This window comes from Trueperaceae bacterium (assembly GCA_036381035.1).
Classification (GTDB): domain Bacteria; phylum Deinococcota; class Deinococci; order Deinococcales; family Trueperaceae; genus DASRWD01.
In genome coordinates, this window is record DASVDQ010000075.1 from 1 (window position 1) to 22,536 (window position 22,536).

Consider the following 22,536-nt stretch of genomic DNA (forward strand, 5'->3'; position numbering starts at 1 on the left):
GGGGTCGTCGCCGAAGGACCGCAGGCCGACGACGGGGTTCGCGGGACGAGTGGCGAGGTCGAGCACCGGCGCGAGGTTCACGTTCACGCCGAGGGCCGCGAGCTCCGCGCCGAGTATGCGCCCGGCGGTGCGCGCCAGCGCGGGCGAGCGGGTCGCGCCCAACGCCATGTTCCCCGGCAGCTCGGTGGCGCCGCCCCCCACGGCCATGAGCTGGCCGCCCTCCTGGTCGATGGCCACCAGCGGCGGCGGCTGGCCGCCCTCGCGAGCGGCCTCGTGCAGCGACGCCGTGAGCGCCTGGAACTGGCCCAGGTCGCGGAAGTTGAAGGCGAAGAGGCACACGCCCGGCACGCGTCCGTCGCGGAGGGCCTCGAGGACCCAGGCGGGCGCCTCGAGGCCGCGGAAGCTGACGAGGCAGTGGGAGGGCTCGGTCACGGCTCACGCCCCTCGCCGGCGCCCGCGGTAGCCGTCGTCGGCGTCACTCCCTCACCCCTTCGAGCCCGTCATCGAGATGCCCTCGACGAAGTAGCGCTGCGTGAGGATGAACACGACGATCACGGGGATCACGAACAGGACGCTGGCGGCCATGATGTCCTGCCACGGGATGGGCGACTCCTGCAGGTTGTGCTTCTGCGCCACGTAGATGGGCATGGTGAACAGCTCGGCGCGCTGGAGGTAGAGGAGCGGCTGCACCAGGTTGTTCCACTGGCCCACGAACAGGAACACCGTCACCGTCGCCACGGCGGGACGCGAGAGCGGCAGTATCACGTACCAGAAGAGCTGCAGGGGGTTCGCGCCGTCCATCTCGGCGGCCTCGTCGAGCTCGCGCGGCAGCGTGAGCATGAACTGCCGCAGCAGGAACACCAGGGCGGCGCCGCCGGCGAAGAAGCCCGGCAGCGTGATGGGGTTGAAGGTGCGCAGCCAGCCGAGCTCGTAGAACATCACGTACTGCGGCACCAGCGTGGCCTGCGCCGGCAGCATGAGGGTGCCCATCATCAGGGCGAACACGACGTTCCTGCCCGGCCACCGCAGGCGGCTGAAGGCGAAGGCCACGACGGCGATGCTCGACACGGTCCCGAGCAGGACCATCGTCACCGTGAACAGGCTGTTGCCGTAGGCGCGGAAGAAGCCCTGCTCGGCGATCAGCTTGGCGTAGTTGCCCCACTGCGGCTCGGCGGGCAGCAGGCTGAGCTGCGGCCGCTGCACCTCCTCGATCGTCTTCAGCGACGTGCCGGCCATCCACGCGACCGGGAAGAGGAAGAACAGGGAGGCGCCGAGGAGCACCAGGTAGGCGGCGAGCTGGCCGAGCCTGGTGCCGAGGAGCCGCCGCGCCCGCGCGCCGACGCCGCGCCGGCGGCTGGTCACGCGCTCCCGGGGAAGGCTGAGTACGGAGCCGTTCACGCGTAGTGCACCCACCTCGAGTAGCGGAACTGGGCCACGGTGAGGATCACGATGATGACGGCGAGGATCCACGACGCGGCGGCGCCCTGGCCGATCTCGAGCTGCCTGAACGTGCGCACGAACAGGAAGTACGCCGCCGAGGCGAGGCTCTGCTCGGTCTGCGTGTTCTGGATGATGTAGACCGCCTCGAACGTCTGCAGCGCGGCGATCATGCCGATGACGACGTTGTAGAACATCGCCGGCGAGATCAGCGGCAGCGTGATGCGCCAGAAGCGCTGCCAGGGGCTGGCGCCGTCCACCTCGGCCGCCTCGTACATCACGCGCGGCACGCCCTTCAGCGCTGCGAGGAAGATCAGCATCCCGGCGCCGCTGCTCCACATCGTTATCAGCACGAGGGACGGCTTCGACCACAGCTCGTTCGAGAGCCACAGCGGCACGCGCTGCGAGTCGGGGAAGCCCGCCGTCACCTGGCGGAAGAGGGCGAAGTGGTGGACCGGCTGGCCGCTGGCCGCCGCCAGCACGTCGAACTGCCTGAAGTAGTGCACGCCGTCGAGGAGCGCGCCGAGCGCCAGCAGGCCGCACAGGGCGGCGCCGGCGCCGAGCAAGACGCGCCGGGCCCGAGCGGTGAGCCGGCCGGAGGCGACGAGCGCGGCGATCGCGACGAGCAGCGCCAGCAGCCACAGCGGCGACGGGGCGTGGGCGGCGAAGCCCTCCTGCAGGTACTCGAGCGACGAGGGGTCGCGCAGCGACGAGCGCAGCGTCACGAGCCGCCACAGGGTGCCGAGGCGCCCGCCGTCGAGCTGGCCGGGCACCGTGCGGACCAGCGCGGCCACGGCCACAGCGGCGCCGGCGATCGCGAGCGCGCGCCTGGCGAGCGCGCCGCTCGCGCCTCGGCTCGTCACGAGAGGGGGTGCCCCGGTCACTGCGACGGCCACGACGGCGGCCGGGCGGCTGCCCGCGATCGCACTCTCGCCCTCCGCCCGCCGGCGCATCACGAGGGACAGCGCGCCCACGACCGACCCCACGCCCAGCAGGGCGAGGTCGAAGGGCGACTCGCTGACGATCGCCGCCCGCGCCAGCGCGATGGCCAGGAGACCTCCGACGACCTCGAGCGTTGTCCTGGCGACGCTCCGCCGACGCTCGGCGTCGCGCACGGCCAAGAGCAGCGCGCAGACGATCAGCCCGGCGAGGGCAGGCAGCAGGTACATGAGCGGACCCACGGGGTCCTGGCGCGCGATGCCCGCGTAGAAGGCGTTGAGCCCCTCCACGACGAAGATGAAGGCGCGGTAGAGCCAGTCGAGCGGGGCGAAAGAGGCCGCGAGCCCCTGCAGCGTGACGTTCACGAAGCCGCCGTTCGAGGCGAGCATGTACCGCCACGCCAGGAGGATCGCCGGACCGCCGGCGAGGATCACGGGCAGGTAGAAGACGAGCCGGAAGAAGCCCACCCCGGGCAGCGGCCGCGCCAGCAGCAGCGCCATGCCGAGCGCGGTGGCGATCTGGAGCGGCACGCCGACGACCGCGTAGTAGAAGGAGTTGTACATCGCCTGCATGAACCGCCGGCCGTGCGCGCCCAGGCCGCCGAGCAGGGTGCGGTAGTTCTCGAGCCCCACCCACTCGGGCGCGCGGCCGAGCTTGTAGTCGGTGAGGCTGTAGTAGAGCGAGGCCAGGGACGGCCCCAGGACGAAGATCACGAAGCCGAGTATCCAGGGCGAGGCCAGCGCGAAGCCCCAGAACGCGCGCCTCTGAGTGAGCGGCGTCCCTCCCCTGGCCCTGGCGACGGCGCGCGCGAGCAGGCCCACCAGCCACGAGCCCACGACGATGAACGCGACCGTGCCGAGCGACCAGAACAGGTTGTGCAGCCGCGCCGCGACGCTGGGGTCCATCGGCCCGAACCTTCCTTCGGTCAGATACTAGTGTCGTGACCCCCGGGTAGCCGCGCTAGCCCCGGACGGCACTGGCCGCCCGGGGCGGGGCGAAGGGAGCCCGCCCCGGGCGGCGGCGACGCGGCTCAGAGGTAGCCGTTGTCCTCTAGGATCGCGTCGTACTCCTCCTTGAGGAACGTCTGCGTGTCCTCGAGGCTCTGCTGGTCCGTGAGGTAGAGCATGACCTGCTCGACGATCAGCGGGCGCAGCTCGGCGCTGGCCCTGATGTCGGAGAAGGCGCGGCCGTACTCGACGGCCATGTCGAGCATCTTGGCCCACACCGGGTCGGCGCGGAGCTCCTCCCAGGCGTCCTGGCGCGTGGGCGTGAAGCCGGCGACCTGGCTGAGCGCGATCGCGTTCTCGCGGCTGGTGATGAACTTCAGGAACTCGGTGGCCAGCTCGGGGTCCTCCACGTAGGCGGGGACCGAGAGCCAGTCGGTGTAGACCTGGATGAGGGGCTGTCCGTTGGGGCCGGCCGGGTACGGGCCGATGGCGATGTTCTGCCACAGCGGGTCGCTGGTGGGGGGCATGTTCCACATGGGGAAGATGCCGCTCACGACCATGCCGGAGGCGATCGGCCAGCCCTCGATGGGCGGTAGTCCGGCCGTGGTCTCGGTGGGCATCACGGCGCGGCGGCGCTCGTACATGAACCGCAGCGCCTGGGCGGTCTCCTCGCTGTCGAACGCGCTGGTGCCGTCCTCGTGGTACAGCTCGCCGCCGGCGCTCCAGATGTAGGCGATGAACTCCTGGGCGTCGAACAGGCTCGAGCCGATGTCCATGAAGCCCATCTTCGTCATCGCGTTGTTCTCGACCGCCGAGTTGGAGCGCACGAACTCGAGGGCGTCGTCGAACGTCAGCGGCGGGATCGAGGCCGGGTCGGCGGCGAGGTCGGTGCGGAAGAACATCGGCCGCGGGCTCATCAAGAGCGGCAGGCCGACGAGGTGGCCGTCGTAGGTGGCCACGTCGAGGGCCGCGGGCAGGAACGCGTCGAGCTCCTCCCAGTCGGCGAGGTAGGGGTCGAGGTCAGAGAGCAGCGGGCCGTACGCCGCGGCGTACTCGGAGCCGAGGTAGACGATGTCCGGCCCGTCGCCGGTGGTGATCCAGCCGGCCACGGCGGCGTCGAAGTCGCCCCAGCCGCCGGTGAGGATCTCCAACTGGACGTCGGGGTGGTCCTGCTGGAAGCGCGGGAACGCCACGTCCCTGAACCAGTTCAGCGTGTCCTCGGTCAGCCCGGTGATGTAGATCTCGAGGGTCCTCTGGGCGGCGGCCGTGGCCGCGAGAGCGCACAGCGCCAGCGCGATCAGGACCCTCGTGAGCGTATGCCTCATGCGTACCTCCATGAAGGTACAGGACGCGGCCGCACCCCCACTCGGCCGGGGACGGCCTGGCTTCCACGTCGGCTAAGCGGTCAGCCTCACCTCCTGCGGAAAGTAAATAAATCTTACTAACTTCGTGCGGGCAGTGTAGGGGCGAGGCGGTCGGGTGTCAAGGGCGGCCGCCATGACGCTCACAGCCATGCGCCCCACACCGGCACTCGCTATGCGCGGCGCGTCGCCCGAACGGCTAGGCTCGCTGCCATGCCACGCATCAAGGTCTGCCTCGCCGGAGCGACGGGCTGGGCCGGTTCGGCGCTGGCTCGAGCCGTGGCCCGCCAGGACGACATGGAGCTCGTCGCCGCGGTCTCGCGCACGCACGCCGGGCGCCCTCTGGGAGCGGCCCTCGACGAACCGGCCATCGCCACGCCCGTCTATGCCTCCGCGGCGGAGGCGCTCGCTGACGCGGCCTGCGACGTGTTCGTCGAGTACACGCGGCCCGGCGTCGCCAAGGCCAACGTCCTGGCGGCCCTGCGCGGTGGCGCCCACGTGGTGGTGGGCACCTCCGGCCTCACCGACGACGACTTCGCCGCGATCGACGCGGCCGCCCGCGCCGCCGGGCGCGGCGTGCTGGCGGCCGGCAACTTCGCGCTCACCGTGGTCCTGCTGCAGAGGTTCGCCGAGGCGGCCGCCCGGCTGATCCCGCACTGGGAGGTCATCGACTACGCCCACGCCGGCAAGCCGGACGCCCCCAGCGGCACCGCGCGCGAGCTGGCGGCCCGCCTCGGCGCGGCGGTGCGAGCGCGTCACCAGGTCCCCGTGGAGGAGACCGTCGGCGAGCGCGCCGCACGTGGCGCCACCATGGGCGGCGCGCAGGTCCACTCGGTCCGCCTCCCCGGCTACACGCTCAGCACCGAGGTGGTGTTCGGGCTGCCGGACCAGCGCCTGAGCCTCCGCGCCGACGCCGGCTCCTCGGCCGAGCCCTACGTGGAAGGCGCCCTCATCGCCATCAGGAGGGTGCACACGCTGGTGGGCCTCCACCGCGGCCTCGACACGGTGCTCGACCTGCCCGGACCATGACGCTGGCCCTCGGGCGCCCATGGGGCCCGGCCGCGAGGCGGCCCCTCAGCCGTAGATCAGGTAGCTCCCGGGAGGCACCTGCCGCTCGAGGACGTCGCAGGGGCCGGGCGGCGACTGCCGGCCAGGCGGGAGGTCGGGGTCCCAGACCCGGCACTGGCCGGGCGGCGGGTAGTGGCCCGGCGGCACGCGGAACGTGCGGCCGCTCGCCTCCACGACCTCGATGCCCCCGCTGGGCCTGTCGGCGGGCACGCGCACGAACAGGATCACGCCGCTGCTTTGGGGCCTCAGGGCCACCACGGCCCCCGAGGGCACGTCGGTCTCGATGGTGACCGTCGGGAAGCAGGCGCACAGGACCAGCGCCAGGGCGGCCGCGCCGACGGCGAGGCGCGGCGAGAGCCGCCGCCGCGAGGGAGAGCTACGAAGCGTGATGCGCACGGCCTCAGTCTAGGCAGGGGCCATGAGAGGGCGTCTGTCGAGGAGGCCACTACCGGGGCCGAGGGCATAGCGGCACTGACCGAAGTGCTTGGCGGCGCGTGACGAGAGCGCCGTAGGCGGGACCTAGAGGACCACTGCCGGTGCCGTGAGGTCCGCCGGGGCCCAGGGGCACCAGTCGAGTACCGAGAACCACGCGGCTCGGACTGAGGCTGCGCCATGCGCGTACCTGCCTCCGGCGCTCACCGATATCCCCGCTGCACTGCGGACACTGCGAGAGATATCCCATAAGGGCGCTCGCGCTCGACTGGTACTGTCTCACGTCTCAGCCAGACCTCATGAGGTGCACCGCGCCCATGAGCTCCACGGAGGTTCCGCATGCGCTTCCCACGTCGACTGGCAGCCCTGGTCTGCGGCGCGCTCCTGGCGGCCTGCGCCGGCCCCAGTACCCCACCGCCGCCCGAGCCTCCCGCAGCCACCGCGGTGTCGCCGGAGGTGGCCGCCGCCGGCGAGACCATCGTCGTCACCGGCACGGAGTTCGGCGAGGAGGGCACGCTTACCGTCGGCGGCGTCGAGGCGACCGTCATCACCTGGTCCGACGACGAGATCGAGGCCGTCGTGCCGGATGCCGCGCCCGGCGGGTGGCAGGAAGTCGTCGTCACCACCGAGGGCGGTGAGTCGACCGTGCAGGGCCTGTTCGTCGGCGTCGCCTTCAGCGGGGAAGCCACGGCGCTGCAGGACTTCATACTCGACCAGGAACCCGGCACCTCCGTGCTGCTCGCGGCCGGCACGCTCGACCTGGGCGCCGACGAGCTGTTCGTCGACAACGTCGACCTCTACGGCCGCGGCCAGGACGAGACGGCGCTGCTCGCCGAGTCCCTCTGGGTCCTGGCCGACGCTGGCGTCGACGTCACCGTCGCCGACCTGTCCTTCGAGGGCACGGACCTGGGCTACACGCTCGGTTCGTTCAGAGGGACCGGCCTCCCCACACCGCCCCCTATCAAGGCGCCCGCCGACGCCAGGTCGGCGCTCCGCTCGGCCCTCTCCGTACAGGCGCCGGGGGCGGCCGAGCTGCAGCCGAACCCCGTCATCGCCTTCGAGCGCTTCGCCTACGCGTCGACCACCGCTGTCGCAACGGTCGGTGCGGTGGAGGCGGTCGGCATGAACCTCGACGTCTCCGTGCGCGACTCGCAGCTCGTCGGGCCGGAGACCGGAGCCTTCTTCTACGCCGGCGGCCGGATCACCGTCGAGCGGTCGACGCTCGAGTTCGACGCGATCCACCTCGTCGCCGTCGGCAACGTCCTGGAGGTGCGTGACAGCGAGCTAAGCGCCGGGCACGAGATGCTCCTCGGCGCCGACGGCGGCCTCGACCTCCAGGACACGCAGGCCAGCGTCGCCGACGGCGACCTCACCGTGACGGGCGCGGTGACGTCCTTCCTCGGGTCGGTCGCCCAGCTCTTCGGCGGGCCGGTCAGCGTCACGGGCAGCTCGCTGGCAGCCATGGACGCCGACATCACCGATGGGAACGAGGTCGGCGTGCTGTACATCACGACCCTGGTGGCCCCCATCACCATCTCGGACAACCTGCTGCTCCGAGGCGACTCGCAGCTCCAAGTGAACTCGTTCGACATCTTCGGCGCGAACGACATCACCTTCACTGGAAACCAGGACGTGCGCGTAGGACACATCGAAGGCGGCGACGCGCAGCCGGGAGTACTGCTGTTCCTGCCGGACGGCCCCGGGTTCCTCATCGACCTGGTCATCGCCGACAACGTGTTCGACGTGCTCGGCACGTTCTACGTGACGGACTTGGGCGGCCCCTCCGACGTCTCGTTCGTCGACAACGAGCTGACCATGGGCGACGCGCTGTACGCCGGCCAGCTCGTCTTCGAGTTCTTCGGCGAAGGTACCAAGGAGGTCGCCCGGAACGACGGCGTGTTCTGGCATGCCGGCCTCGTCCTCGACGTCGACGACGAGGCGAACGTCACCGTCAGCGACAACGCGATCGCCTACCGGGAGATGGTCGGCGCGGGGGTCGGTGTCTACGCCTCGGGCGACGTCACGCTTACCGGCAACACGTTCACCGACGTCGACGAGTCGCCCGGCACGGTGGGGCTGTTCGTGGCCTACGGACCCGATCCCCTCGAGCTCACCGCCACCGGCAACACGTTCACGGCTTGGACGAACGCCCTGGACTTCCAGGGCGGCCTGACGGAGGTCCAGCTGACCGCCGAGCTCCACGACAACGTCTTCGACATGGAGTTCGCGGCGGCGCCCCAGGTCGCCTCGCTCAGCCACGTCGGCGACGTCATCGACGCCACGGACAACGTCTGGGGCGACGTCACCGACGTCGCGGTCCTCGAGTCGTACGTCGCGGTCGACGCCACCACCACCTCGTGGGGCGGCGGCATAGATATCGACCCGATCAAGACACAGACACCATGAGACGCCGCCCGTCCTGGTAAACAGGGCGGGTGACGAAGACGGTACACGGCGCCTCGCCCGCGACAGCGGACGGGGCGCCTTCCTCCGAGATGCCCCGGGCGTCCGAGGCCGCACCGCCGCCCGAGCACCTCGCGGAGGCCGCGCGCCTCTACGGCGTCTCTGAGGGCGACCTCCGGCCGCTCGGCGCGTTCGAGAGCGACGTGTACGCGTTCGAGATCCGCGGCGCCCCGCGCATCCTCAAGGTCATCGCGCCCACGCACAGGACGCCGGAGCTGGTGCAGGCCGAGGTCGACTGGCTCCTCGCGCTCCTCGAGGCCGGCGTGAGCGTCGCCGAGCCCGTGTGCGCCGTCACCGGCGCCTGGGTCGAGCGCCTCCCCGGCAGCGGGCACGTGGCGGTGGCGTTCGAGAGGGCGCCTGGGTCCGTGGTCCACAGCTCGCGCTGGACCGACGACCTGCTCGAGCGCTGGGGCAGGCTGCTGGGGCGACTCCAGGCGCACTCGCGCGGCTGGACCCCGCCCGGCCCGCGGCGCCACGCGCTGGCGGACCGCAGCTACGCCTCGCGGGCCGCCGAGCTAGGGGGCGAGGACCCGGCCTTCGCCGCGGCGGCGAGGGAGCTGGCCGAGGCGGCGGCGCCGCTCCTGGCGGCCGGCGGCGCCGGCCTCGACGCCGGGCTCGTGCACGCCGACCTCCACAGCGGCAACCTCCTCGTCCACGAGGACAGGCTCACGGCCATCGACTTCGACGACTGCGGCTACGGCTCTTACGCCTTCGACCTCGCCATGCCCCTGTACTACGCCGTTCGCCTCCTCGCCCGCGACGGGCTCGCCGCGGCCGACGCGGCCGAGCGCTTCCTGCCGCCGTTCATGCGCGGGTTCCTGGAGGTGGCGCCCCTGCCTGCCGGCGGTGCGAAGGCGATAGACCTCGCCCTGCGGCTGAGGCAGGCGGAGCTCGTCGCCGCCATACGCCTGAAGATGCCGGAGGCGAAGAAGACGCCCTCGGTGCTGGCGGTCGAGAAGGACCTCCGGGACCGCGTCGTGGCCGGGACCGACGTGGTGCCCCCGGCCATCCTCGAGCGCTTCTTCGGCTAGAAGAGGCGCCTGAGGATCGCCAGGACGAGGCTGAGCACCACGGAGACGATGAGCATGGAGACGAGCGGCACGTAGACGCGCGTGTGCCCCGACTCGATGCGGATGTCGCCGGGCAGGCGCCCGAACCACGACAGGCCGCCTACGGCCACGAGCGCGCCCACGATCACGACCACGACGCCGACGGCGACGATGAGGAGACCTAGCTGGCGCGTGTCCATGCCTGAAGTTATGGCAGGCGGGGCCGGGTGGCGCACCCTGCGGCGCTACCCCGGCATGGGGCGGCACCGGCGCGGGCGGCCGCGTTTCCCGCGCCGGCCTCCAGGGCCATGCGCCTGCGGCTCGCGGGCCGGCTGGTGTAACCTCGGCGGCACCGACGGGCCGCGGGCGCGGCTGACGGCGCCCGCGGGCACGCGGGCCTCGTGCGCCGTCGGACGGCGCGCCCGCAGGTCGACGGGAGGTGGTCGTGACCGAGCCGCGAGCGCTGCAGCTGGTTGCGGACGGCGACGTGGTCCACGAGCGCCTGCGCGAGATGGCGCGCGAGCACGTCGCGTCCGGGGGGCGGTCCCCCTGGGGGCCGGAGGCGCCATGAGCTGCAGCTGCTGCCGCGCCGCGCCGTGCGAGGAGATGTTCGGGGCGGAAGACGCCCGCCACGACATGGAGGACTACCTCGCCAAGGGCCTGGGGGACATCGAGTCCCGCGCGCTCGCGGCGATGCCGGCCAGCGCGGCCGACGGCGCGCGCGTCCTGGACGTAGGCGGGGGCGTTGGCGCCTTCGCGGCCGAGCTCATGAAGCGCGGCGCGGCGAGCGGCGAGGTCGTCGAGCTCGTCGGCGCCTACGCGCCGTACGCGGCGCGGCTCGCCGAGCGCCTCGGCCTCGCCGGCCGTACCTCGTTCCGCGTGCACGACCTCCTCGCCGACCCCGAGGGCGTCGACCCAGCGGACGTGGTCGTGCTGAACCGCGTGGTGTGCTGCTCCGCCGAGGGCCCGGCATTGACCGCCGTGGCCGCCCGCCTCGCGCGACGCGCCCTGCTGCTGACGTTCCCGCGCTCGAACGTGCTCACGCGCTCCGCCGCGGCGCTGCAGCGGCTGGCGTTCCGCGTCCTCGGCCGCCGGTACAGGGCCTTCGCCTGGCCCACCGAGGTGATCGTCGGGGCCGCCGAGGGCCAGGGCCTGAGGCTCGCGGCCCAGGGCAGGAACGTCCTCTGGCAGTACCTCGTGATGGTGAGGCCGTCCTAGGCGGGATGCCGCGGGCCGGGTCGTCGCGCGCGGCGCTGCTCGAGGGCCTCCTCGGCGACGAGCCGCACGAGCTGGCCGGCGTCCTGGAGGGCTGGCTCGCCTCGCGACGGTTCGCGTCCTTCGCCAGGGAGCACCTCACGAAGGTGCGCAAGAAGCTGCGGGGCGCCAGGGACGAGGCCAGCGCCCGCGACCTCCTCCTCGAGCTCGCGGCGGCGTACGGGCTCGTGCAGGACAAGCGTCTCACCGTCGTCTACGAGCCGACGACGAACGGCTCCGCCAGGGGCCCGGACTTCGCCGTCAGGTACACGACGCGCGAGGAGGTCATGCTCGAGGTCACGCGGCTGAGGGGCGCGGAGAACGACGCCCTCGACGCCCGGCGCCTGGCCGGCGTGCTGGCCCTCAAGCTCGGCCAGACCGTGCCGAACCGCGCGAACGTGCTGCTCGTCGGCGTGGAGGGCGACCCTCCCGATGCCGATGGGCTCGCGGCGCTCCTCGACGAGGTGCGCCGCGACGTGGAGACCACAGACGCCGGGGCGCTGCTGCGGCTCGGCTTCCGGCACAGGGGCGAGTACCTGAGGCGCCTGGCCCGCCTGAGCGCCGTGGTCGTGCGCCGCGCTCCCCGCCTTGACGCAGAACCGCGGGAGGGCCCGCCGCCGTCGCTGTGGTCGAACCCGCAGGCCCGCGCGCCGCTGGCGAGCGACGTGAGGGGCGCCCTGCTGGCCGGCCTCTCTCGGGACTAGGCCGGGCAGCTCCGGCCGGCGACACCTGCGGCTCAGTCGCCCTCCAGCAGCTCCCGCGCGCGCCTGAGGTCGGCGGTGTCGTGGCCCTCGGTGAAGGTCCCGAGCACGGCCGCCAGCTTCGCGCGCGCCTCGCGCCGCAGCTCGCCGTCCCCCGCCGCCAGGGCCGCCTCCTGGCGCGACGTCGCGGCGCGCAGCTCGAGCGACCTGGCGCCGTGGCGGCTCGCGACGTCGGCGGCGAGGTCGAAGGCCGGCGCCCACTCCGCCGCGGCCTCGCCCCGCAGGGCCGCCAGCTTGCCGCGCAGCCTGTGGAGCTCGGCCCGCCAGACCTCGGCCGCCATGCGGTCCGCGGCGGCGAAGGCCGCGGCCAGGCACTCCTCGGCCTCGCCCGCCTGGCCCAGGTCCGCGTGCGCCTCGGCCAGGCGCGCCCACAGGGTCAGCTCCTCCGCGACGCCGATGCCGGGGTACTCCGCCCGGCCCTGGCGCATCGCCGCGATGCCCTCCTCGACGCTCCCGAGCAGCACCAGGGCGCTGCCGCGCATGATCGCCGCCCAGGCGGCCCAGAAGCCGAGCCCGTTCGCCGCCGCCACCTCCCGGCATCGCGCGGCCAGCGCGCCGGCGCGCTCGCCGTCGCCGCGCAGCACGAAGAGCTCGGCCGCGTGGGCGTAGGCGTGCGCCAGCGAGTCAGGGCGGCTGAACCCGGCGGCCAGCTCCAGCGCCCTCTCCCCCTCCGCGAGCGCCTCGTCCGGACGTCCCAGGTACCACAGCGACCGCGCCGCGAAGAGGTGGGCGCAGGCGCCGGCGTCGTGGTTGCCCGTCCGCAGGCTCTCCTCCTCGCCAGCGCCCAGCGGGTAGAGCGCCGCGCCGGCCGCGGCGTGCTCGAGGACGGCCGCGAAGTCGCCGAGGCAGAAGACCGCGAACCAGACGGCGTGGTGCGCCTGGAGCAGGAGACGCTCGTCGCCCTCCCGCCGGCCGATCGCCAGCAGCTCCTCGCCCAGCTCGACGGCCCGCCCGTACTCGGCCCGCTGCGAGTGGTAGAGGGAGAGGCTCCACGCGGCGGCGAACTCCTCACGCGCCGCTCCCAGGCCGGCCGCCACGCTCCGCGCCCGCTCGAACGCCGCGGCCACCTCGGGCACCGAGTAGCCGTGCATCGCCTGGAGCGACGAGCCGAGGAGCAGCAGCGCGTCGAGGCGCACGCGCTCGTTCTCGGGCGACGCCGGCGCTCCCGCGAGGAGGTCGAGGGCGCGGCGCAGGTGCGCTGCGGCCTCGGCGTGGGCGTAGAGGGCGGCGGCCTGCCGGCCGGCCGCGAGCAGGTAGCGGGCGGCCCGCTCCCCCAGGCCGCCCTCCTCGAAGTGCCTGGCCAGCTCGACGGCGACGGCTCCCGTCTCCTCGGCGTGCAGCTCCTCCAGCGCCGTACCGACCTCCTCGTGGAGCACGGCGCGGTCGAGCCCGGTCAGGCCGCCGTAGAGGTAGCGCTGGAACAGGTCGTGGCGGAAGCGGAAGCGCGCCAGCCGCCTGCCGCCCACGCGCGCCAGCTCCACGCCCTCGAGGAGCTGGTGGGCCCGTTCCGCCTCGCCGCTGAGGCGCCGCGTGAGCTGCCGCGCGTCGACGCCGAGCACGCGCGCCACGACCTCGGCCGTGAAGGTCGCGCCCTCGACGCTGCCCACCTGCAGCGCCTCGACGAGGTCGGGGTCGAGCCGCTCGAGCCGCGTGCGGATCACGCCCTCGACGCGCGCCGGCAGGGCGTGCCAGGTGATGTCGGGGGCGGCGGTCCAGGCCCCGGTCCCGTCGCGCACCAGCCCGCCCGCCGCCCTCATCTCCGCGAGGAGCTCGACGGCGAACAGCGGCAGGCCCTCGGTGAGGCGGGCCAGGCGCTCGCGGAACTCCTCGCCCAGCCTGTTCGGCTCGCTGTCGAGGAGCTCGTCGACGAACGCGCGGCCCGCCGCGCCGGCGTCGAGGTCCACGCGCACCGCGCCCTGGGCCCGCTCCAGCTCGGCCACGAGGCGCGGGAGCGAGCGAGCCTCCCCGCCGTCCTCGAGGGAAAGCTCCTCGGCGCGCAGCGAGCCGACGACGAGGACCCGCGCGCCGGCGAGGCGCCTGGCGAGGTGGAAGAGGAGGGCGACGGAGGACGCGTCGGCCCAGTGCAGGTCCTCGAGCAGCAGGACCACGGGGCTCTCCGCCGCGACGGCGCGCAGCACCCTGGTGTACGCCTCGAAGAGGGCGCCCTGGTCGGCGAGGCTAGGCGTCGGGGCGGCCTCGGCGAGCGCCGCCCGCAGGCGTCCGCTCGGGTCGCGCTGGGCCGCCCGCGAGAGCAGCGGGCCCCACCTCAGGAAGCCGCCGAGGAGCTCGGGCCCGTGCAGCGCGACGGCCTCCACCGCCCGCGGCATGAGCCGCCACAGGCGCTCGGCGAGCGCGCGGTCGAGCGTGCCGGCCAGCAGGCGGGGCTCCAGGTCGCCGGTGAGGGTCTCGAGCGCGTCGCGGAACGGCAGCAGCGGGTCGCCCGCGCCGGTGAAGGCGTCGCAGTTTCCCGTCAGGACGACGAGGGTCGGGTGCTCCTCCGGCGCGCGGCGCGCGAACTCGGTGAGGAGGCTCGACTTGCCGCGACCGGCCTCGCCGGTCACGAACACCGCGCGCCCGCGCCCGGCGACGGCGTCGTCGAGCGCGGCGGCCAGGCGGCCCAGCTCGGGCTCGCGGCCCACGACCCTGGGCAGCGGCTGCACGCGCTCCGCGGCGGCGGCGAGGAAGGCGGGGAGCGCGTCCGGCGTCGCCTCGGGGACGGTCACCGGCTCCTGCTCGGGCTCCGCTGGCGCCGCGGGGCGCGCGGCGGGCGGCCCCTCCGCCCTGGGCTCCGGCGGCTCGCGCAGCAGGCGCTCGTAGAGCGAGCGCGTCTCGGGCGAGGGCTCGACGCCCAGCTCCTCCTCGAGCGCCTTCACGCACCGCCGGTAGGCGTTCGCCACGCCGGCCTGGTCGCCGAGGGCGTGCCGCGCCAGCATCAGGGACCGGTAGGCCGGCTCGGGCGCCTGGCCCTGGGCGACCCAGCGCTCGGCCCAGCGCAGGGCGTCGTGCGCTCGTCCCTCGGCGAGCAGGAGCTCGACCAGCCGCTCCATCCTCGCGTCGAACTCGGCGCGCAGGCGCTCGCGCTCTAGCAGCACCCACTCCTCGTAGAAGCCGGGCAGCAGCTCGCCCCCGTAGGCCGCTACCGCCGCCTCCAGCTCCGCGACGCCGCCGCCGCGCGCCAGCTCCGCCGCGTCCAGGAGGTACCCGGAGCCGGGGTCCAGCCCCACGCTGATCTTGTCGGCGAGGAAGTGCTCCTCCCCCAGCGCCTTGCGCAGCGCCCACAGAGCGTTGCGCAGGTTCTGGCGCGCGCTCTCGTCGCTGGCGTCGGGCCACAGGAGGGCGGCGAGGCGCTCGCGCCTGTGCCGCGCGCCCGCCGTCAGCGCCAGGTAGGCGAGCAGCGCCTGGGCGGCCCGCGAGCCGATGTTCACGGACGCGCCGCCCCGCGCCACCGCGAAACCGCCCAGGAGCCGGATCTCCAGCCTCGTTCCCTCGCCGTCCACCGCGCCGTCCCCGATCGCCCCGCTCCCACCGGCGCCCACGGGGCGCGAGCGGAGAGGTCGGCGCATCCTACACGCCGTCCGGTCCGCCGGGCGCGGCGCCCTCCCGCCCGACGCTGCCTGGACGCTGCCGTTACGGCCCCCGCGCAGGCTCGCCTCAGACAAGGGCGGCCCGGCCGCCGGAGGAGCGTGAGAGGTGCATAGCGAGACAACGTGTCGGCGCGAGGAGTTCGTCCTCGCCGTGGGCCCCGCGAGCCTGCTCGTCGGCGGGCTCGAGGTGCCGGCGCTCGGCGTGGGAGGCGCGGTGCCCGGCCCGGTGCTGAGGCCCGAGGAGGGCTCGCACGTGGTGGTGAAGGTCGTGGCGACCGACGGCCGCCTGGAGACCGTCCTCGAGACGAGGCGCGCCCTGCCGGGGACGTACCTCTACCGGGCCCCGGCCCCCAGCGAGCCGGGCGCGCCCATCGCGGCGCCCTACGGGCTCCTCGTCGTGACGCCTCGCGACCCCGGCCACTGGCCGCCCGTCGACGCGGAGCTCTTCCTGGTGCTCGACGAGCTCACGCCCGCCCACGGGCGCGCGGCCGGCGCGGCCGGCGGCGTCGCGCTCGTCAACGGCGGCAGCGACTGGCGGGCGGCCGTCGCGGCCGGCGAGGTCGTCCGGCTCCACCTCGCGAACGCCGCGCACTCCCGCGCGTTCCGCCTGCGGCTGCCCGGCGCCCGCCTGAAGCTCGTCGGCACCGGGGCCGGCCGCGTGGAGAGGGAGGGGCTCGTCGACGAGGTCTTCCTCGTCCCCGGCGACCGGGCCGTGGTGGACGCACTCTTCGAGCGGGCGGGCGAGCACCGGCTCGAGCACAGGCTGCCCGGGAGGTCGCTCCCGCTCGCGGCCTTCGCCGTCGGGCCGTCGGGGGGAGGGAGCGCGGCGAGGTCGGCGTTCGAGGACCTCCGCGCCGACCCGTCGCTGGCCGGCTACCGGGAGCGGCTCGCGGCCGAGCTGGAGCGCCCGCCCGACGCGACCGTCGCGACGAGCGATGTCAGCGCCGCACGGCCCCGCCGCCTCAGCGCCGCCGGCCCCCTGCCCAAGCTGCGCCTGCTCGACCCCCCGACCGCCGGCCGGCCGCGCCAACGCCTCGTGAGCCTCGAGGGCGGGCGCCTGCTCGTCGTCAGCCGCGACGGCGTCCCCGTACGCTCCCTCGCCTGGGCAGACGCCCTGCTGCTGCGCGCCGGCGAGGTGGTGGACGGGCTGGTCGAGGCGACGGAGGGCGACGTCGTGGCGATCCGGTGCCGCGAACTCGAGACGCCGCAGTCCCACGGGACAGCGGTCCTGCACGTGGGTAGCCGAGGCCGCGCGAGGGTGCTGCGGGCCGACGAGACCGCCGTCCCCCACGGGGATGAGCCCGACGACCCCAAGGACCGACGCCCGCATGACGCTGGCTAGACGGTGGCGTTACGGCCCCGAGGAATCCTCACCCTCGGCGCCGCAAGGAGCGCCGAGACCAGCGGCCGCGACGGCCGCACAAGAGGAGATCGTCATGAGCAACACGGGAATGGGCAAGATCGCCAAGCGCCTCCGCACCGCCGGCATCGTCGCCGGAGCCGTCCTCGTCACCCTCGCGATCGCGGGCTGGCTGTGGATGAGCTACGTCCCCAGCGACCTCGACCTCTCCACGACCCTCCCCACCGAGAACGGCCTCTACGTCGTCAGCTACGAGCCGTCCGAGACGCCGATCCCCGTCAACGAGATCCACACCTGGACGCTCACCCTCACGACCGCCGACGGACGGCCGCTCGACCACGCGAACGTGAGCGTCGACGGCGACATGCCCCAGCACGGCCACGGCCTCCCGACCCAGCCGGTCGTGACCGAGTACCTCGGCGACGGCAGGTACCTCGTCGAGGGCGTGAAGTTCCAGATGGGCGGCTGGTGGGTCATGGACTTCGTCGTCGAGTCCGACGCCGGCACCGACAAGGTCCGCTTCAACTTCGTCCTCGACTGAGCGCGCTGCGCCGCGAGAGGAGCGCCATGGGACCCGTCGCCGGAGAACGCGGACGAGATGAGACCAGGACCGTGAGCCACAGGACCCTTCACCTCGGCGCCGCCGCCGTGCTCGCGCTGATCGCCCTGGCGGTGAGCCTCGCGGCCTGCTCGCAGCGGGACGCCTGGAGCGATGACGAGCTCGCCACGCTGGAGAGCCTCTCGCTGAGCAGCCTCCCGCCGCTCCCCCCGGACCCCTCGAACACCTACGGCGACGACCCGCGCGCCGCCGACCTGGGGCACCGCCTCTTCTTCGACACCCGCCTGAGCGCGAACGGCCAGGTGGCCTGCGCCACCTGCCACCTGGCCGAGCTCAACTTCACCGACGGCAAGCCCCTCGGCGAGGGCGTGGGCACGACGAGCCGCAAGACGATGACGGTGGTCGGCACCGCCTACAGCCCCTGGCTCTTCTGGGACGGCCGCGCCGACAGCCAGTGGAGCCAGGCGCTGGGCCCGCTCGAGAGCGCGGTCGAGCACGGCGGCAGCCGCCTGCAGTACGCGCACCTGATCGCCGACCAGTACGCCGACGAGTACGAGGCGGTGTTCGGCCCGCTGCCGGACCTCTCCGGGCTGCCCGCCACGGGCGGCCCCGTGGACGACCCCGTGGCGCGGGCGAACTGGGAGTCGCTGAGCCCCGAGCAGCAGGAGGACGTCACCCGGGTGTTCGTGAACGTGGGCAAGGCGATCGCCGCCTACGAGCGCCTGCTCATGCCGGGCGAGTCCCGCTTCGACCGCTACGTGGCTGCGGTGGCGGCCGGCGACACCGAGGCGGCGGCGACGCTCCTCACAGGCGACGAGGTCGCCGGGCTGCGCCTGTTCATCGGCGGGGCCGGCTGCACTAACTGCCACAACGGGGCGCTCTTCACGAACAACGAGTTCCACAACACGGGCGTGCCGTCCCGGCCCGACCTGCCGGAGGACAGCGGGCGCGCCCTCGGCGCCAGGCAGGTCATGGAGAGCGAGTTCAACTGCCTGGGCCCCTGGAGCGACGCCGAGCCGCGCGACTGCACGGAGCTGCGCTTCCTCAAGGCCGAGGGTCACGAGCTGGAGCGCGCCTTCAAGCCGCCGTCGCTGCGCAACGTCGCCGAGTCGGCCCCCTACATGCACGCCGGCCAGTTCGCGACCCTCGGCGAGGTGCTCAGGCACTACAACGACGCGCCCCACGCGCCGGCCGGGCACAGCGAGCTCTCGCCGCTGGGCCTCAGCGACGAGCAGCTCGCGCAGCTCGAGGCCTTCCTGCGCACCCTCTCGGCGCCGCTGGCCACACCGGAGGAGCTGCTGCGGGCGCCGGAGGGCATGCCCGCGGACGCGGCGCCCGCCTCGACCGCGGAAGGAGACGGCCGATGAGGGCCGTCGCGCCGACCAGCGGGCGCGTGCACGGCCTCGCCGCGCGGGGCGCGGCCCGCCCCGCCGGTCCACGCACCGCCCCCTGGGCGGTCCTCAGGCACCGCGACTACCGCCTGGTGTGGCTCGGCCAGACGGTCTCCGGCGTGGGCACGTTCATGCAGGTCGTCGGGCAGTCGCTGCTGGTGCTGAGGCTCAGCGGCGGCTCGCCCGTCGCCCTCGGCGCCGTCTCGCTCGCGCAGGCCGCGGCGTTCATCGCCTTCTCGCTGATCGGCGGCAGCGTCGTCGACCGCTTCCCCAAGCGTCGCGTGCTGCTCGTCACGCAGTCGCTGCTCCTGGCCCTGTCCGCCACGCTGGCCGTCCTCACCGCCACCGGCGCCGAGACGCTGACGCTCGTGGTCGCGCTGGCGTTCTGCTCGGGCGTGGTGGCCAGCTTCGACCAGCCGGCCCGCTCGGCGCTCCTCCCCCACCTCGTGCCACGCGCCGAGCTGCCGCGCGCGACCGCCCTGAACGCGCTGGTCATGACCGCCGCCGGCACGGTGGGCCCGGCGCTCGCCGGGCTCACGTCCGCGACGCTCGGCCTCACCGTCAACTTCGCGGTGAACGCCGTCGGCTTCGCCGTCGTGCTCGCCTGCCTGGCGCTCGTGCGCACCGACGCCCCGCCCGCCGCGGCGGCGAGCCGCCAGCCGCTGCTGCGGTCCGTGGGCGCCGGCCTGGCCGTCGTGGCCGGGCACGCCGGGCTGCGCTCCGTCGTCACCGGCTACGGTCTGCTGCTGCTCCTCGGTCCCTCGCCCTCGGTGGTCCTGCCGCTCTACGCGGCGCAGGCGCTCGACGCGGGCGGCGCGCAGCTGGGCCTGCTGTTCTCCGCGGTGGGGGCCGGCACCGTCCTGGCCTCGGGCGTCCAGGCGCTTCTCGGCAGCGGCAGCCGCTCGCGGGTGTTCCTGACCGCGCTGGCCGTCTGGGCCGGGGCGCTGGTCGTGTTCGCCTCGAGCTCCTCCCTGCTCCTCTGCGCGGCCGCCCTGCTCGTCCACGGCGCCGCGCGCAACGTCGTCGGCACCACCGCCGTGACGCTGATGCAGCTCCTCAGCCCCGACGAGGCCCGCGGACGCGTGATGAGCCTCAACACGCTGCTGGCCAACGGCGTGAGGCCGCTCGGCGACTTCGGACTCAGCGCCGTCATGGCGGCGACCTCGGTGGGGTTCGCGGCGGGAGCGGCCGGCGCCCTCGTCGGCCTCTACGCCGTGGCGCGCCAGGTCACGGCAGCACGTGAGCCGGCGGCCGCGGCGGCGTGAGGGAGTAGCGCTCGGGCAAGGCCGCGGCGAAGTCAGCGAGTGGCGCGCCGACGGGGCCTTGCCCCGGGTTCATCTACGCTTCGAGACGAGCTCGACGAGGTTGCCGTCGGGGTCCTCGACCAGCGCGTTGCGGTTGTCGTTGCCCGTGTCGTGAGGCTCCTGCAGCGCCGGCACGCCCGCCGCCACGAGCCGCGCGAACTCGGCGTCCACGTCGTCGGTCCAGAAGACGACGGACATGGCCGGCGCGCCCGGCGTGCCGTCCACCCCGTGCACCCGCTTGGCGGCCTCCACCGTGCCGAGGCCCACGGTGAAGCCGCCGGCCGCGAACTCGACGTGCTCGGGCGTGCCCTCGCGCGGCGTCCTGAAGGTCTCGCGCAGGCCGAGCAGGTCACGGTAGAACCTGATGCCCGCCTCGATGTCTCGCGTGTAGAGGTTGACGAGCCCTGACGAGATCATGGCGGGAGTCTAGGACGGCGTCGCCGGCCCCGTCACCTCCAGCCGAGGGCCGGCGCCACGTGCTTCAGCACCGCCTCGATCACGTGGGCGCAGTAGTCGACGCCGAGCTGGTTCGGCACCGTGAGCAGCAGCGTGTCGGCCTCGGCGATCGCGGTGTCCTGACGGAGCTGCTCGACGAGGACGTCGGGCTCGTCGGCGTAGCTGCGTCCGAACACGGCGCGCGTGTTCTCGTCGATGTAGCCGATCTTGTCTGAGTCGTGACGCTCCCGGCCGAAGTAGGCGAAGTCGCGGTCGTCGACGAGCGGGAAGATGCTGCGGCTCACCGACACCCGCGGCTCCCACGGGTGGCCGGCCTCGCGCCACGCCTCGCGGAACGCGCGGATCTGCTCGGACTGCTGCACGTGCAGCGGCTGCCCGGACTCGTCGAACTTCAGCGTAGAGCTCTGCAGGTTCATGCCCAGGCCGGCCGCCCACGCGGCCGTGGCGTTCGTCGCCGAGCCCCACCAGATCCGCCGGCGCAGGCCCTCCGAGTGCGGCTCGAGCCGCAGGAGGCCCGGCGGGTTGGGGAACATGGGGCGCGGGTTCGGCTGCGCGAAGCCCCGTCCCTCGAGCAGGTCGAGGAAGACCTGGGCGTGCCGCCTGGCCATGGCCCCGTCGTCCTCGCCCTCGCGCGGTGCGTAGCCGAAGTGCCGCCACCCGTCCACGACCTGCTCCGGCGAGCCCCGGCTGATGCCGAGCTGCAGGCGCCCGCCGGCGATGAGGTCGGCGGCGCCGGCGTCCTCGACCATGTAGAACGGGTTCTCGTAGCGCATGTCGATGACGGCCGTGCCGATCTCGATGCGCTTCGTCCTGGCGCCGATCGCCGCCAGCAGCGGGAACGGCGAGGCGAGCTGGCGCGCGAAGTGGTGCACGCGGAAGTAGGCGCCGTCGGCGCCGAGCTCCTCGGCCGCCACGGCCAGGTCTATCGACTGCTGCAGCGCGTCCGCCGCCGACCGCGTGTGCGAGTGCGGCGACGGCGTCCAGTGCCCGAACGAGAGGAACCCGATCTTCTTCGTCACCAGGCCGAGTCTGGCATGTGACGGGCGGCGCGCGGCGTTCCTGGGCTAGGCGAGCTCCTCGAGCGCGGTGGCGGCGTCCGACACGTCCACGCGTCGGCCCAGGTCGTCCGTCCCCTGGACGAGGCGGCGCCCACCACCGGCCGACGCATCGTGATGCTTCGGCCTCCCCCCACCGTCATGGACCCCTAGCGCGCGAACCTGAGGTGGACCACGTCCTCGCCCTGGACCGCCCGCACGAGCCTCAGGCCGTGCATGTCGGTGCCGACGTCGTCGAGCAGGCGCGCGCCGCCGCCCAGCAGGATCGGCACGACGTGCAGCTCCATCTCGTCGACGAGGCCGGCTGCCAGGTACTGGTTCGCCACGTCGGCGCCGCCGCCCAGCGCGACGTCGCCCCCGCCCGCCGCGCGCTTCGCCTGCTCGAGGGCCCAATCGATGCCGTCTGTGACGAAGTTGAACGTGGTGCCGTTGTCGAAGCGCAGCGGCTCCCGCGGGTGGTGGGTGATGACGAACACCTGGTGCTTGAAGGGCGGCCTGTCGCCCCACCAGCCGCGCCACGGCTTCTCGGCGTCCCACGGTCCGGGGTGGCCGCCGAACATGTTGCGGCCCATGATCGTGGCGCCGACGTTCGCGGTGGACTCGCGCACGACCTCGTCGTCGACGCCCTCGGCGCCGCCCTCCATGCCGTGCATCTCCCGCCACGAGCGCAGCCGCACCACCCAGTCGTGCAGGCTCTCCCCGCCGCGGCCCAGCGCCTGGTCCGGCCGCTGGTCGGGCCCAGCGACGTAGCCGTCGAGCGACATGCTGATGGTGAAGCGCAACCTCGCCATGCTGTCCTCCTCGCTGGCCCCTGGGCCGGCCCCTACACGATGCAGGATGACGGGCCCGGGGGTGCTGGGGTGGGTCGCGCCGGAGGTCGTGCCGAGGGGCGGCGCATGCCACTGCGAGCGCGTCCGCGGCCGGCGCGAGGACCAGGACCGCCTGTCCCCAGCGAGTGGGCATGGCGCCCGCCGCCGGTTTGTGCAACAATTGCTGTCACGTCAGAGATACCTGCAACACCAGTTGGGCAGGCGTCGTGACCCCGACCGGAGCGAGCCAGCGGGGCCGCCGCCCTCCGGCCGGTGACGAGACGTCTCGGAGGGACGCGTGATGGGC

At 73.9% G+C, this 22,536-nt stretch carries 20 protein-coding genes; 10 read left to right on the forward strand and 10 right to left on the reverse strand.

Going from position 1 to position 22,536, the window contains the following annotated elements; all coding sequences use genetic code 11:
• The 4 genes from VF202_08965 to VF202_08980 all read right to left on the reverse strand — a co-directional run.
• The coding region (locus tag VF202_08965; GenBank protein ID HEX7040229.1) for a glycoside hydrolase family 3 N-terminal domain-containing protein at positions 1-432 on the reverse strand (432 nt) is incomplete at its 3' end.
• A gap of 51 nt (positions 433-483) precedes the next feature.
• Positions 484-1,398, reverse strand: coding sequence for a carbohydrate ABC transporter permease (locus tag VF202_08970; GenBank protein HEX7040230.1), 915 nt, complete (start codon positions 1,396-1,398; stop codon positions 484-486).
• Positions 1,395-3,281: a sugar ABC transporter permease gene (locus tag VF202_08975; protein ID HEX7040231.1), complete on the reverse strand. Its 1,887-nt coding sequence runs from the start codon at positions 3,279-3,281 to the stop codon at positions 1,395-1,397. Before VF202_08975 ends, VF202_08970 begins: the two co-directional genes overlap by 4 nt.
• Before the next feature lie 125 nt (positions 3,282-3,406).
• On the reverse strand, positions 3,407-4,648 hold the full coding sequence (locus tag VF202_08980; GenBank protein ID HEX7040232.1) for an extracellular solute-binding protein: 1,242 nt from the start codon (positions 4,646-4,648) through the stop codon (positions 3,407-3,409).
• A 249-nt stretch (positions 4,649-4,897) separates the two neighbouring features.
• On the opposite strand from VF202_08980, the gene dapB reads away from it, so the two are divergent.
• The gene (gene dapB / locus VF202_08985) at positions 4,898-5,713 is read left to right on the forward strand and encodes a 4-hydroxy-tetrahydrodipicolinate reductase (protein HEX7040233.1); all 816 of its coding nucleotides are present in this window, start codon (positions 4,898-4,900) and stop codon (positions 5,711-5,713) included.
• A gap of 45 nt (positions 5,714-5,758) precedes the next feature.
• On the opposite strand, the gene VF202_08990 is transcribed toward dapB, so the two are convergent.
• Complete coding sequence (locus VF202_08990) at positions 5,759-6,148, reverse strand: hypothetical protein (GenBank protein ID HEX7040234.1); 390 nt, start codon at positions 6,146-6,148, stop codon at positions 5,759-5,761.
• A 375-nt stretch (positions 6,149-6,523) separates the two neighbouring features.
• Between VF202_08990 and VF202_08995 the strand changes: the two genes are divergently transcribed.
• The gene (locus tag VF202_08995; protein HEX7040235.1) at positions 6,524-8,590 is read left to right on the forward strand and encodes an IPT/TIG domain-containing protein; all 2,067 of its coding nucleotides are present in this window, start codon (positions 6,524-6,526) and stop codon (positions 8,588-8,590) included.
• 29 nt (positions 8,591-8,619) lie between these two features.
• Positions 8,620-9,678, forward strand: coding sequence for a phosphotransferase (locus VF202_09000; protein HEX7040236.1), 1,059 nt, complete (start codon positions 8,620-8,622; stop codon positions 9,676-9,678).
• Here the strand turns inward: VF202_09000 and VF202_09005 are convergent.
• Complete coding sequence (locus VF202_09005) at positions 9,675-9,896, reverse strand: DUF2905 domain-containing protein (protein HEX7040237.1); 222 nt, start codon at positions 9,894-9,896, stop codon at positions 9,675-9,677. The genes VF202_09000 and VF202_09005 overlap by 4 nt on opposite strands.
• A 245-nt stretch (positions 9,897-10,141) precedes the next feature.
• Here VF202_09005 and VF202_09010 point away from each other — a divergent pair, with 245 nt between their 5' ends.
• Genes VF202_09010 through VF202_09020 form a run of 3 tightly spaced genes read left to right on the forward strand, consistent with a single transcriptional unit; the run spans position 10,142 to position 11,654 of the window.
• On the forward strand, positions 10,142-10,267 hold the full coding sequence (locus VF202_09010) for a hypothetical protein (GenBank protein ID HEX7040238.1): 126 nt from the start codon (positions 10,142-10,144) through the stop codon (positions 10,265-10,267).
• Positions 10,264-10,914: a hypothetical protein gene (locus tag VF202_09015; protein HEX7040239.1), complete on the forward strand. Its 651-nt coding sequence runs from the start codon at positions 10,264-10,266 to the stop codon at positions 10,912-10,914. The genes VF202_09010 and VF202_09015 overlap by 4 nt, the downstream gene beginning before the upstream one ends.
• Before the next feature lie 5 nt (positions 10,915-10,919).
• Positions 10,920-11,654: a hypothetical protein gene (locus VF202_09020; protein ID HEX7040240.1), complete on the forward strand. Its 735-nt coding sequence runs from the start codon at positions 10,920-10,922 to the stop codon at positions 11,652-11,654.
• A 32-nt stretch (positions 11,655-11,686) separates the two neighbouring features.
• Here VF202_09020 and VF202_09025 read toward each other — a convergent pair whose 3' ends face one another.
• A complete protein-coding gene (locus VF202_09025; GenBank protein ID HEX7040241.1) occupies positions 11,687-15,247 on the reverse strand; it encodes an AAA family ATPase in 3,561 nt (1,186 codons plus the stop codon).
• A gap of 154 nt (positions 15,248-15,401) precedes the next feature.
• Between VF202_09025 and VF202_09030 the strand changes: the two genes are divergently transcribed.
• The 4 genes from VF202_09030 (at position 15,402) to VF202_09045 (ending at position 19,870) form a co-directional block, all read left to right on the forward strand.
• Positions 15,402-16,637: a hypothetical protein gene (locus VF202_09030; protein ID HEX7040242.1), complete on the forward strand. Its 1,236-nt coding sequence runs from the start codon at positions 15,402-15,404 to the stop codon at positions 16,635-16,637.
• Positions 16,638-16,731: 94 nt separating this feature from the next.
• Entirely contained in the window at positions 16,732-17,196 is a 465-nt protein-coding gene (locus VF202_09035; GenBank protein ID HEX7040243.1) for a FixH family protein, read from the forward strand.
• A gap of 71 nt (positions 17,197-17,267) precedes the next feature.
• Positions 17,268-18,581: a cytochrome c peroxidase gene (locus tag VF202_09040; GenBank protein HEX7040244.1), complete on the forward strand. Its 1,314-nt coding sequence runs from the start codon at positions 17,268-17,270 to the stop codon at positions 18,579-18,581.
• Positions 18,578-19,870 (forward strand): MFS transporter, encoded by a 1,293-nt coding sequence (locus VF202_09045; protein HEX7040245.1) that lies wholly within the window; start codon positions 18,578-18,580, stop codon positions 19,868-19,870. Before VF202_09040 ends, VF202_09045 begins: the two co-directional genes overlap by 4 nt.
• Before the next feature lie 69 nt (positions 19,871-19,939).
• Here the strand turns inward: VF202_09045 and VF202_09050 are convergent, their stop codons facing one another.
• The 3 genes from VF202_09050 to VF202_09060 all read right to left on the reverse strand — a co-directional run bounded on the left by VF202_09050 (position 19,940) and on the right by VF202_09060 (position 22,211).
• On the reverse strand, positions 19,940-20,326 hold the full coding sequence (locus tag VF202_09050; protein HEX7040246.1) for a VOC family protein: 387 nt from the start codon (positions 20,324-20,326) through the stop codon (positions 19,940-19,942).
• Between the two features lie 32 nt (positions 20,327-20,358).
• Positions 20,359-21,384 carry an LLM class flavin-dependent oxidoreductase gene (locus VF202_09055; GenBank protein ID HEX7040247.1) on the reverse strand — a complete coding sequence of 342 codons (1,026 nt, stop codon included), beginning with the start codon at positions 21,382-21,384 and terminating at the stop codon, positions 20,359-20,361.
• A gap of 185 nt (positions 21,385-21,569) precedes the next feature.
• Complete coding sequence (locus VF202_09060; protein ID HEX7040248.1) at positions 21,570-22,211, reverse strand: dihydrofolate reductase family protein; 642 nt, start codon at positions 22,209-22,211, stop codon at positions 21,570-21,572.
• Between the last annotated feature and the right edge of the window lie 325 nt (positions 22,212-22,536).